At 47.8% G+C, this 12,158-nt stretch carries 9 protein-coding genes and 1 riboswitch; of the genes, 7 read left to right on the top strand and 2 right to left on the bottom strand.

Annotation, left to right across the window (positions count from 1 at the left end; all coding sequences use genetic code 11):
* Positions 1-8 precede the first annotated feature (8 nt).
* From HP399_RS03595 to HP399_RS03615, 5 genes are all read left to right on the top strand, one after another.
* On the top strand, positions 9-1,115 hold the full coding sequence (locus tag HP399_RS03595) for a carbamoyl phosphate synthase small subunit (protein ID WP_173619631.1): 1,107 nt from the start codon (positions 9-11) through the stop codon (positions 1,113-1,115).
* Entirely contained in the window at positions 1,108-4,350 is a 3,243-nt protein-coding gene (gene carB / locus HP399_RS03600; RefSeq protein WP_173619630.1) for a carbamoyl-phosphate synthase (glutamine-hydrolyzing) large subunit, read from the top strand. Before HP399_RS03595 ends, carB begins: the two co-directional genes overlap by 8 nt.
* The gene (gene argF / locus HP399_RS03605; protein ID WP_007718246.1) at positions 4,295-5,266 is read left to right on the top strand and encodes an ornithine carbamoyltransferase; all 972 of its coding nucleotides are present in this window, start codon (positions 4,295-4,297) and stop codon (positions 5,264-5,266) included. Before carB ends, argF begins: the two co-directional genes overlap by 56 nt.
* 92 nt (positions 5,267-5,358) lie before the next feature.
* A riboswitch (cyclic di-GMP riboswitch) is annotated at positions 5,359-5,440 on the top strand.
* A gap of 256 nt (positions 5,441-5,696) precedes the next feature.
* On the top strand, positions 5,697-6,248 hold the full coding sequence (locus HP399_RS03610; protein ID WP_173619629.1) for a DUF5317 family protein: 552 nt from the start codon (positions 5,697-5,699) through the stop codon (positions 6,246-6,248).
* The gene (locus tag HP399_RS03615) at positions 6,232-7,569 is read left to right on the top strand and encodes an HD-GYP domain-containing protein (RefSeq protein ID WP_173619628.1); all 1,338 of its coding nucleotides are present in this window, start codon (positions 6,232-6,234) and stop codon (positions 7,567-7,569) included. The genes HP399_RS03610 and HP399_RS03615 overlap by 17 nt, the downstream gene beginning before the upstream one ends.
* Before the next feature lie 28 nt (positions 7,570-7,597).
* On the opposite strand, the gene HP399_RS03620 is transcribed toward HP399_RS03615, so the two are convergent.
* Positions 7,598-8,137: a histidine phosphatase family protein gene (locus HP399_RS03620; protein ID WP_173619627.1), complete on the bottom strand. Its 540-nt coding sequence runs from the start codon at positions 8,135-8,137 to the stop codon at positions 7,598-7,600.
* Between the two features lie 276 nt (positions 8,138-8,413).
* Between HP399_RS03620 and HP399_RS03625 the strand changes: the two genes are divergently transcribed.
* Positions 8,414-9,673, top strand: coding sequence for an argininosuccinate synthase (locus HP399_RS03625; protein ID WP_173619919.1), 1,260 nt, complete (start codon positions 8,414-8,416; stop codon positions 9,671-9,673).
* Positions 9,670-11,115, top strand: a complete 1,446-nt coding sequence (argH, locus tag HP399_RS03630) for an argininosuccinate lyase (protein WP_007718258.1) — start codon at positions 9,670-9,672, stop codon at positions 11,113-11,115. The genes HP399_RS03625 and argH overlap by 4 nt, the downstream gene beginning before the upstream one ends.
* A gap of 60 nt (positions 11,116-11,175) precedes the next feature.
* Here the strand turns inward: argH and HP399_RS03635 are convergent, their stop codons facing one another.
* Positions 11,176-12,087, bottom strand: a complete 912-nt coding sequence (locus tag HP399_RS03635; protein WP_173619626.1) for an acetamidase/formamidase family protein — start codon at positions 12,085-12,087, stop codon at positions 11,176-11,178.
* Positions 12,088-12,158 lie beyond the last annotated feature (71 nt).

A 12,158-nucleotide genomic window follows, 5' to 3' on the forward strand; every position in this document is an offset into this window, starting at 1 on the left:
CTTTATAGATGGATAGAGAGAATCAATCGTTAGGAACAGGATATTTAACGCTGGAGAACGGCGAAGTTTTTACAGGGAAGCTGTATGGCGCCCCAATTAACGGATTCGGAGAAGTGGTTTTTCATACAGGAATGACGGGATATCAAGAGGTGATGACAGACCCTTCTTTTGCAGGGCAAATCGTTACGTTCACGTATCCCTTGATCGGAAACTACGGGATCAACGAAAAGGATTATGAGGCAGCCAAGCCAGCTTTGACAGGGATGATTGTCAGCGAGCTATGCATGGAGCCAAGCCATTACGAATCAAACATGACTTTGGCCCAAGCGGCAGAAGCATTTGGATTCCCGATCCTTGCAGGGATTGATACGCGAACGATTACAAAGCGCGTCCGTCAAGACGGTACTGTATTCGGTGTCATTTCCGATCAGCCTATGCAGGTGGAGGAAGTTGTGTCCCTGCGCTACAAGCACGCTAAGAAATCATTAGTTGCCAACGTATCCAGACAACAGGTAGAGCGGTACCCAGGAATAGGGGAGCATGTCGTCTTGATTGACCTCGGCATGAAGCAATCGATTTTGGATGCTCTTCTCCAGCAGGGCTGCCGTGTTACGGTCGTTCCTTTTGATACGAGTTTTGCCCAAATCAATGCTCTCGCACCAGACGGCTTGTTATTTTCCAATGGGCCTGGCGATCCGGAGCACTTGCTTGCGTATTGCAGCGAATGGCGCAAAGCCGTGGAGCAGTACCCGACATTGGGCATTTGTTTGGGGCATCAAGTATTGGCATTGATGTACGGCGGCAAGACAGAAAAGCTCGCATACGGTCACCGCGGCAGCAATCATCCGGTCAAGGATCTGATGACTGGCAAAGTATATATGAGTTCACAAAATCACGGGTACGTGGTCAAGGAAGAGTCTCTGGATAAACGTCAGTTAACGGTTTCCTATCGCAATGTCAATGACGGTTCAGTCGAAGGATTGCGACACGTCAGTCTGCCTGTTTTCAGTGTGCAGTTCCATCCGGAAGCACATCCGGGCCCTAGTGATACGTCCCACATTTTCCACCAATTCTTGCAGTCGATGCGCGTAGTAGGAGCGAAGAGATATGCCTAAATTGCCACACATTCATAAAGTATTGGTCATCGGTTCTGGTCCGATCGTCATCGGGCAGGCAGCGGAGTTTGATTATGCAGGTGCACAGGCTTGCCTTTCCCTAAAAGAAGCTGGCGTGCAGGTCGTGCTGGTGAACAACAATCCGGCAACGATCATGACAGATGAACAAGTAGCGGACAAAGTATATCTGGAGCCGCTCACGGTGGAATCCGTGACAGCTATTATCGCAAAAGAGCGTCCCGATGGCCTCTTGCCTACGTTAGGCGGCCAAACGGGACTTAATCTTGCTGTTTCGCTGGCAGAAGCGGGCGTGCTGGAAAAATACAGTGTGCAGCTGTTGGGTACGCCGTTGGCTGCCATTCAAAACGGGGAAGACCGTGAGCTGTTCAAGCAATTGATGCAACAAATCGGAGAGCCTGTTCCAGAGAGCGATACAGTCGAATCTGTAGAAGCAGCAATCGAGTTTGCGAACGCGATAGGGTATCCAGTGATTGTCCGTCCTGCTTATACACTCGGAGGAGCAGGTGGCGGGATCGCAGGGGATGAAGCGTCCTTGCGAAAGGTTGCAGCCGGTGGCATTGCGGCTAGCCCAATTGGTCAGGTATTGATTGAGCGCAGTGTAAAAGGCTGGAAAGAGATTGAATACGAGGTCATGCGGGACGCAAATGATACCTGCATAATCGTGTGCAATATGGAAAATTTGGACCCAGTAGGTATTCATACGGGAGACAGTATTGTTGTCGCGCCATCTCAGACGCTGACAGATCGCCAGTACCAAATGCTGCGCAGCGTATCAACGAAAGTGATTCGTTCGCTTGGGGTAGTAGGCGGTTGCAATATTCAATTTGCGCTTGATCCGAATTCCGATCGGTATGTGCTGATCGAAGTAAATCCTCGTGTCAGTCGTTCAAGTGCGTTGGCGTCTAAAGCAACAGGCTATCCAATCGCGCGGATCGCCGCCAAGCTCGCATTGGGCTACGGACTGGATGAGGTACTCAATCCAATCACGGGCTATACGTACGCTAGCTTTGAACCAGCGTTGGACTACATCGTTGTCAAAATACCACGCTTCCCGTTTGACAAATTCCCACTGGCAGACCGCAAGCTGGGGACGCAAATGAAAGCGACTGGCGAGGTCATGTCGATCGCCCGCAATCTGGAAGCAGGACTTTTGAAGGCAGTTCGTTCTCTGGAACAGGGCTGCACACATTTGACTCGACCAGAGCTGGCATCCTGGACGCGTGAGGAGCTTGCACATTCCTTACAGGAAGCGACTGATATCAGACTGTTTGTTTTTGCTGAGGCGATCCGCAAAGGCTTTACAGAAAGTGAGCTGCACAGTCTGACTGGTGTCGATCCGTTTTTCTTGCGGAGCTTGCGTAAAATCGTGGACTTGGAAGTAGAGCTGTCTTGCCACGATAGGAAAACACTGACCCCAGAACTGTTGTTGGAAGCAAAGCGTCGCGGGTTTGCCGATGAAACCATCGCTTCACTAGTGGGTGCTACACCTACCGAAATCAAATCACTTCGTCAAGAATCGGGCATTACGCCTACTTATAAAATCGTGGACACGTGTGCAGCAGAATTTGATGCCCAAACCCCTTACTACTATTCGGATTGGCAAGGAATAGATGAGGTCGAGTCACTGTCTGGCCGCAAAGTACTGGTACTTGGCTCAGGTCCCATTCGCATCGGTCAGGGTATCGAGTTTGACTATTGCTCCGTACATGCAGCCAAAGCACTTCAGGCAAGCGGTATTGCAGCTGTGGTTGTGAACAACAACCCAGAGACGGTCAGCACTGACTATGAAACAGCCGACCATCTTTATTTTGAACCGCTTCACGTAGAAGACGTGCTGCATATCGCAGAACGCGAACAGGTGGAGGGCGTCATGGTTCAGTTTGGGGGTCAAACCGCAATCAATCTGGCAGCAAAGCTGGAGCATGCGGGTCTGCAAGTAATGGGTACGTCGCTTACAGCCATCGAACGTGCGGAGGATCGCGAGCTGTTCTACGCCATGCTGCGCAAGCTGGACATTCCTCATATCCCCGGTAAAGGAGTATCGTCTTTGGCGGATGCGACCGCGATAGCGGATGAAATCGGCTTCCCTGTTTTGATGCGACCTTCGTACGTCATCGGCGGGCAAGGTATGGTAGTAGTCCACAATATCGAGGAACTGCAAGCTACCATTCACGACTGGCTGAACCATCCGGACATGAGCATGTTTTTCCCACTTCTCGTGGATAAATACGTCCCAGGCAAGGAAGCAGAAGTAGATGCGGTATGCGACGGACAATCTGTCATTATCCCAGGGATTTTCCAGCATGTGGAGAGAGCGGGCATCCACTCTGGCGACAGTGTAGCCTTGTTCCCCGCTCCTCAACTGACGGATGACATCAAGCACAAAATCGCGAGCTATACAGAAGCAATCGCGAGGGAAATGGAAGCGGTCGGGTTAATCAATATCCAGTTCGTCATTGATGGCGAAACGGTTTATGTACTGGAGGTAAATCCTCGTGCTTCACGGACCGTACCGATTACGAGCAAAGTGACGGGCATCCCGATGGTTCAATTAGCGGTTCGCGCACAATTGGGTGAAAAGCTGTCGGAGATGGGCTATGGTACAGGGCTTTTGCCAGAGATTCCGTTTGCAGTCGTCAAGGCGCCAGTTTTCTCCACGATCAAGCTGAACGGCGTAGACCCGGTACTAGGCCCAGAGATGAAATCGACGGGCGAAGTTCTTGGCCTGGGGCGTTCTTTCGAAGAGGCAGCAGGCAAAGCCTTTGCTTTCAAAGACAATTTGTACGGCGACTGGCAAAAAGGTCAGGTGGTCATGATTTCTCTGGCAGATGGAGATAAGCAGGGCGGCGTAAGAGAATCGATTGGACAAATTCAAGAAGACGGTGCCAATCTGGCGGCAACTCCGGGAACAGCCGAGTGGCTGACAGCCGAAGGAATTGTCGTGAAGCATATCGTGGCAGATGAAGAGGCGTGGATCGAGCTGTTGCAAAAGGAAGAAGCGGCCTTCGCTCTTGTTACTGCGACGAAAGGCAATCGTCAGGGCCGGACAGGATTTGCTCTGCGAAGCCGTATGGTACAACAAGGTGTGCCATTGTTCTCTGCTGTCGATACGTTCGAGTTATACGTGAAGTCTATTATGAAGAAAAGAGGTGGCTCGCATGCAGCCAGTGAAGATATTGGAACACTTTCAAAACTTGCCGTTACAAAAGCATAAAGGAAAAGATTTCTTACGCGTCGATGAATTCAACGGAGAGGAATTGATGGAGCTGCTCCATCTGTCTGCTCACGTCAAGCAATTGCAAAAGCTGGGACAGCCATTCCAGCCTTTGCAAGGCAAGACGTTGGGGATGATCTTTGACAAGGCTTCGACCCGCACGCGCGTCTCCTTTGAAGTAGGGATGCATCAGTTGGGCGGCTTGGGGATGTTCATGAGCGGAAAAGAGCTACAGCTCGGACGCGGGGAGCCGATCAGCGACACAGCGAAAGTTCTCTCTCGGTACGTGGATGCCATCATGATTCGCACCTTTTCCCACTCTTATGTAGAAGAGCTTGCCGAGCACGCGTCGATCCCCATTATCAATGGCTTGACCGATCTGTACCATCCGTGTCAGGCGTTGGCTGATCTGCTTACGATCTGGGAGCATAAAGGCAAGCTGAAAGGAGTCAAGCTCGCCTATGTAGGAGACGGTAACAACGTGGCGAATTCACTGGTGCTGGGCGCAGCTCTGCTAGGTCTGGATGTGCGGGTGGCGACTCCGGCAGGCTACGAAATGGATGCAGCAATTGTCGCAAAGGCTACAGAATACGCGAAACAAAGTGGTGGAAACATGATGGTGACCACCGATCCAACAGAGGCTGTCATGGGGGCAGATGCTGTATACACGGACGTTTGGACTAGTATGGGTTTTGAAGAAGAAAATGAGGTGCGATTGAAAGCATTTGCCGACTATCAAGTGAACGAAAAATTGGTAGCAGCGGCAGATCGTGATTATCTCTTCTTGCACTGCTTGCCAGCACATCGTGGGGAAGAAGTGACAACCGGGGTCATCGACGGATCGCGCTCTGTCATTTTTGATCAGGCTGAAAATAGATTGCACGCACAAAAGGCGATATTGGCGGCGCTGGTGTGAACATAGTTCTAGTTAAATAGAACTAGCTGTAATTAAATCGAATAGACTATGAATCTATGATTGCCGAATTTTGTCACTTATGTGTAAAATAAAGGTAGGAAAGAAGCGAAGAAGTACGGACTGTATCTGGTCGCTTGGTCCGTATGGAGCCAGTAGCGAATCCAACCTTTTCCATAATGGAAAAGGAAAGAGGAGCAGGGGCTGTACTTGGTCGCTTGGCCTCTGCATCACGGACAGTAGCGAAGCCAGCTTTCTCCACTATGCCTGAAGGGGGGAAAAGAAAATGAAAAAATGGTTCGCGGCAATTATGATGGTGGTTGCAATCGTAGCAGCTACTTCTGCAAACTTCCATATTGGATAATAAGCGTATTGGAGAAACAAACACCGCTTGGCTGAGTGGTGTTTTTTCTTCAAGCTTGGAGGAAACAACATGCTATTGGATGTAATTGCCCTATCTTTTCTCGTAGCATTGCTGCGAGGGGGAAGAATCAAGGAATTTCCTAAATTCAATCAACTAAAACTTCTTATCGTTACCATATTGCTGCAGGCTTGTGCAGTCATCTTCCCTACGATCGGTGGCCTTTTCATATCGATCGCGTATGTGTTTATTTTGGCTTTCCTCGTTTTTAATCGAGAATTTGAAGATATGCGGATATTTTTAATCGGCTGGTTTCTGAATGCGATTGCAATTTGGTCTAACAATGGAAAAATGCCAATCGATTTAGTCCAAGCAGCAAAGCTTCCTTATGATTTAGAACCAGTTATAAATGGAACGAATTTCAAGCATAGTGTATTGACGGAAAGTTCAAATTTTCCATTTTTGACCGATGTCATCTACATGCCATCTATCATTCCTCGGATTATTAGCATCGGCGATATTTTTATTATGTTAGGAGCCTTTTTACTTGTTCAGCGATTGATGAATAAACCTATTTCATTACTACAACTTCGCGAAGGTAAAAGTTATGCGACAAAAAACTAATTACGCGGTTTGGATAAAGGGGATTGTTGTACAGGTTGGATTTGTCATTGCAGCAATCTATATTTTTTACACATCTTCATCTGAATGGACTGCTCGTGAGCATTGGGGGGTATTATCTACCTATACCCTCTTGACCATTTTCTCCTGTTTTGCTCCCGTGCGTATATCGAATACGATTTTAACAGTGAACAATGCTGTAATCTTTTCGGGTATTTTGTTGTACGGAGTATGGGTCGGAGTATGGGCTGCTGTTATTGAATCTTTAATCATTGCTTTCCTGGTAAGGTTTAATCCGCTAAAAGCTATCATTAATATTGGGCAATTGTTAATGACAATATGGACAGTAGCGTTTTTGAAGGATTGGATCGAGGGCTTCGGAACCATTTCTCCCATTATTAGCGATTTGTTTTTGGCTGGTGTGTATTGGTTTGTGAACCTGATTTTATGTGGATTGGGTATTTCCTATTTTCATCAAATGACTTGGGCGCGAACCGTAAAGATGATGGCAAAAGGCTTCACCTCGACTTACTTGCTGCTTTTAATTCTAGCCGGAGTAGGTTCACGGTTAGTAGAGTCATATGGCCCGCTAACACTAATTCCTATGATGATTGCGTTTATTACGATCAGCTACGTATTTCATCATTACTATGACAACCTTCAAAGGCTTCAGCAAAAAGTAGAAGAGGTCAAATCATTCAATCACAACTTCTTAACGACGATGGCTGCTTCCATTGACGCACGAGATCGATACACAAGTGGACATTCTCAGCGTGTAGCTTACTGGGGAAGAGAAATTGCGAGAGATATTGGTTTATCCGAAAGAAAAGTGGAGGATGTTTATATCGGGGGAATCCTGCACGACATTGGAAAAATCGGCATCGAAGACGAAATTCTCAATAAAAAAGGAAAGTTGACCCCGGAAGAGTACGACAAGATCAAGCAGCACACGGTCATTGGCTACGAAATTATTTTGCAAGCAGGGATGTTCAATGAATTGCTTCCTGCGATCCGCTCCCATCATGAGCGAATAGACGGAAGGGGATACCCGGATGGTTTAGCTGGGGATGAGATTCCGCTGATGGCGAGAATTTTAGCCATTTCAGACGCTTTCGATGCGATGGTCGCGGACAGGCCATATCGAAAAGGCTTGCCTGTGGAGGAAGCGCTTCAAGAAATCAGACGGGGCTCCGGTACCCAATTTGATCCGATATTGGCGGAGCATTTTATCAGAATCGTTCAGCGACTGCCATACGAAGAGTTGCAGAGCATTATCGGAATGGAGTCCATCCCACAAAAACAGTTACAGGAGGCAATCAGATAAGCTGCCCCTTGTAACTGTTTTTATTCGTTTACGACCATATGCGGACGAGCTCTTTGGTTTCTAAATGGCAGGTAAGCTTGAATACATCTGGATTGCTTAATTTCTCCCAATCGTGAAAGCCAAAGCGGTCATCAATTGATTTCATGAGTAAGGCCAGCAGGCATCCGTGGCTAATAAGCACGATTTCTTTATGCGCATCTGCCAAAATCTCAGTGAGCAATGAATTTACCCGGTTTATAGCAGTAAGACTGGATTCGCCCCCTTCGAATTCAAGCGACAGGTCATTGAACGTATCGCGCAGTCGTTCGAACCAATCTTCACGTGGTACTCCGCTAAGGACGCGCTCAACCAAACGCGTGTCTTCTTCAACCACGATTCCGAGTTCCTGTGCAAGTGGTTGGATGGTAGCAATCGCCCGATGATACGGACTCGAAATGATTCGATCAATGGGGGAACCTGCGAAGAAGGTGGCAAGCTCCCGAGCTTGTACTTCTCCCTTTTCCGTGAGCAGTGCTTCGGGTTCTTGGCCAGCAGCCTGACAATGACGTACCAAATAAATTGTTTTCATAATCCCTCCAACAGATATCTCCTATGGAATTCCTCCTTTCATTCATTCTCTACCTTGGATAAGTTTCCCTTTCAATCTCGCAACGTTTATGCATAAACAGATGATGAGTATGCATAAAAACAAGATACTCTTTATGCGAAAAATGTATAATTCCTCTGCATCTCCGTTTTTGTCTGTGAATTCACAAGAAATATACAAGAAAAATAGTTGTATTTTTATTAGTTCGTTTGTATAATTACTCGCATAAGAGAAACTTCGAAACGGGGAGAGAGAATGATGGCAAAAGATAAAATTGTGTTGGCCTATTCAGGCGGTTTAGATACATCGGTAGCAATTAAATGGTTGCAAGATACGTATAACTACGATGTCATTGCAGTTGCATTGGATGTAGGGGAAGGGAAAGATCTCGATTTCGTACAGAAAAAAGCATTGCAGGTTGGGGCATTGAAATCCATCGTAGTGGATGCAAAAGATGCATTCGCAGAGGAATTTGTATTGCCAGCTCTGAAGGCAAACGCGATGTACGAAGGGAAATATCCGCTAGTGTCTGCACTGTCGCGTTACCTGATTTCGCGCGTGCTGGTTGAAATCGCGGAAAAAGAAGGCGCGGTAGCTGTCGCACACGGTTGCACAGGAAAAGGAAACGACCAGGTACGTTTCGATGTTTCCTTTACAGCGCTGAACCCGGATATCAAAATCGTGGCACCGGTTCGTGAATGGGGCTGGACGCGTGACGAAGAGATCGAATATGCGCAAAAGAACAATATCCCGATCCCAATCGATCTGGACAATCCATACAGCATTGACCAAAACCTGTGGGGCAGAAGCTGCGAGTGCGGTGTTCTGGAAGATCCATGGGCAGCTCCTCCAGAAGGTGCATACGATCTGACGAAGTCGATCACAGATGCACCAGAAGAGGCAGAAGAAATCGAAATCACTTTCGTGCAAGGGAAGCCAACTGCATTGAATGGCGAAGAGCTCCCACTTGCTGAGCTGATCCTCAAGCTAAACAAAATCGCTGGAAACCATGGCGTAGGCCGTATCGACCACGTGGAAAACCGTTTGGTGGGCATCAAATCTCGCGAAGTTTACGAGACACCGGCTGCGACTACCTTGATTTTGGCTCACCGTGAGCTGGAATTCTTGACGCAACCTCGTGAGGTGGCTCAGTTCAAACCAATTGTCGAACAGAAACTGGCGCAAGTGATTTACGAAGGTCTCTGGTATTCGCCAATTCGCAATGCTGTCCAGGCATTCATTGAAGAAACGCAAAAACACGTAACGGGTGTTGTACGCGTGAAGCTGCACAAAGGACATGCGATTGTTGTAGGCCGTACCTCTGCATCGTCACTCTACAGCCATGAGCTAGCGACTTACAATGCAGGTGACCAATTCGACCACAAAGCAGCACTCGGTTTTATCAAGCTGTGGGGTCTGCCTACAAAGGTATACGCACAGGTAAACGAGGGTGTACTGAACGAGAATAAAAACACTGCCATTAAGATTTTGGATGAAAAGGATGCGATCAAGCAATGAAACTCTGGGGAGGACGCTTCACGAAGCCGACGAATCAACTCGTAGAAGAGTATACCGCTTCTATTTCTTTCGACCAGAAAATGTGGCGACAGGACATCGTCGGAAGCCTGGCACATGTTGCCATGTTGGGCAAGTGCGGCATCCTGCCGATGGAGGAAGTAAGACAGATCATCGCTGGCTTGAAAAAAGTAAAAGAGAAAATTGAGCGCGGGCAAGCTGAGTTTCTCGTAGCGCATGAAGATGTGCATATGAATATTGAAAAGATGCTGATTGAAGAGATCGGTCCGGTGGGGGGAAAACTCCATACTGGCCGCAGCCGTAATGATCAGGTTGCATTGGATATGCACCTGTACCTCAGAGAAAAGCTGATGGAGATTATCCAATTGGCGATGTATTTGCAAGAGGCATTGCTCGAGCAAGCGAGCCAGCATCTCGATACCGTCATGCCAGGCTATACACATTTGCAGCGTGCGCAACCGGTATTGTTCGGCTATCACCTAATGGCGTATGTGTCCATGCTGCAACGCGATATCGAACGGATGACTGAGACGTGGAAGCGTGTGAATGTGCTGCCGCTTGGAGCAGGTGCACTCGCAGGTACGACATTCCCGATCGACCGCACGTTTGTAGCGGAATTGCTGCAATTTGACGGTATCTATCAAAACAGCATGGATGCGGTGAGTGACCGTGACTTCATCGTCGAATTTTTGGCAGACGCTTCTTTGGTCATGACCCATCTTTCCCGTCTATGCGAAGAGCTCGTCATCTGGAGCAGCCAGGAATTCTCCTTTGTGGAGCTAGACGATGCATTTTGCACGGGGTCCAGTATCATGCCGCAAAAGAAAAATCCTGATGTAGCAGAGCTAGTTCGCGGAAAAACAGGGCGTGTTTACGGCAATCTGTTTGGATTGTTGACCGTATTGAAAGGTTTGCCGCTGGCGTACAACAAGGACATGCAAGAAGATAAAGAAGGCATGTTCGATACGGTAGCGACCATTCATGGGGCACTAGCGTTGCTCACGCCGATGATTAAGACGATGCATGTCAAAGCAGATCGCATGCGTCAAGCAGTTACCAACGATTTTTCCAATGCGACAGACTTGGCAGATTACTTGGTTCGCAAAGACATGCCGTTCCGTCAGGCGCATGAAGTCGTAGGGAGAACCGTCTTGTACTGCATCGAGCAGCAAAAATATCTTCTCGATTTGACCTTGGAAGAATTCCAGAGCTTCTCAGAGGATATTGGGGCAGATGTGTATGACGCTCTAGCTGTTGAGACAGTTGTCAATGCACGCAACGTGTTGGGTGGGACTGCTCGTAATCAGGTAGAAGTACAAATTGATTGGTACCGCAAGCAACTGGTAGAAACACATGCTTGGGTGGACAAAAACAGTCAAAAGGTCATGATTGAATCCCTGATCGATGTCGGTTCACCTGCATAAAAACGAACATGTAGGAAAAGCAAAAACCCCAAAGCTTTGGGGTTTTTTTGCGTTCTATCCTTATCTACCGATTATTTTTGAATCAAAGCCTAATGAGGTTGCGTACGCTAGAGGCAACTCCATGCGGGCTGTCTTTAGAGGATCGACGACCTGACAGATACGCAAATCGCCCGCAGCGGAGAGCAGGAAGGAGGCTTCGGCCTTTTCTACGCCCAGCTCTTCGTGTAGAAATTGTACCATGTTGATTACCGCTCGATCGGCAGCCTTGTCCAGCTCTTTTTCTGACGCAATCGTGATCAGGTGCTCTTGGTTGACTGCCATCGGTAACGGCCACTGCTTTCCTTTTATCACATCGAGCTTTACGGTTACTTCCCCGGCAATTTCCACACCACATACAGCTACTTCACCGTCAGCCATTGCAGCATGAAGGTCACCCAGGGCAAATAATGCGCCGGGAACATTTACGGGTAAAAGCAATGTAGTACCTTCACGTATTTGCTTACAGTCCATGTTGCCGCCGTGATCGCCTGGCGTACCGCACGAAATGGCTTCTTTGGCAGGAGCTGTTCCAATTACGCCAATCATGGGATTGACCGGAACCTGAAGCTTGTCTGACAAGACAGCTTGTCCATCTTGTATCGGAATCATTTTGATCACATTTTCTTGCAGGGCGAATCCCATTACACCCAGTTCTGGTCCAGTAACCATTACGCCTTGATTTTTAATCTCAATTTTCTGAATATGAACAACCAAAATATCGCCTGGTTCTGTTCCTTCTATATAAATAGGGCCGGAAGCAGGGTTGATCCGATTCCAATCAAGCTCTTGAAACACGGTGTCAGCCGATTGGATTTGGTCCTCGAAGCAATCGCAGGTTTCAAACGTTACGATACTGCCTGCTTCTACCTTCAAGACCGGCTGATTCTCAGGAGACATGGCATAAATCACGTCCTGCTTTTTTACTCTGTACATAGTTGCAGTCCTCCAGTCCATTTCGAAATTTACATATATTTCTTTATCATAGCATGAAATGCTTATGTGTT

This window comes from Brevibacillus sp. DP1.3A, assembly GCF_013284245.2.
Lineage (GTDB): Bacteria > Bacillota > Bacilli > Brevibacillales > Brevibacillaceae > Brevibacillus.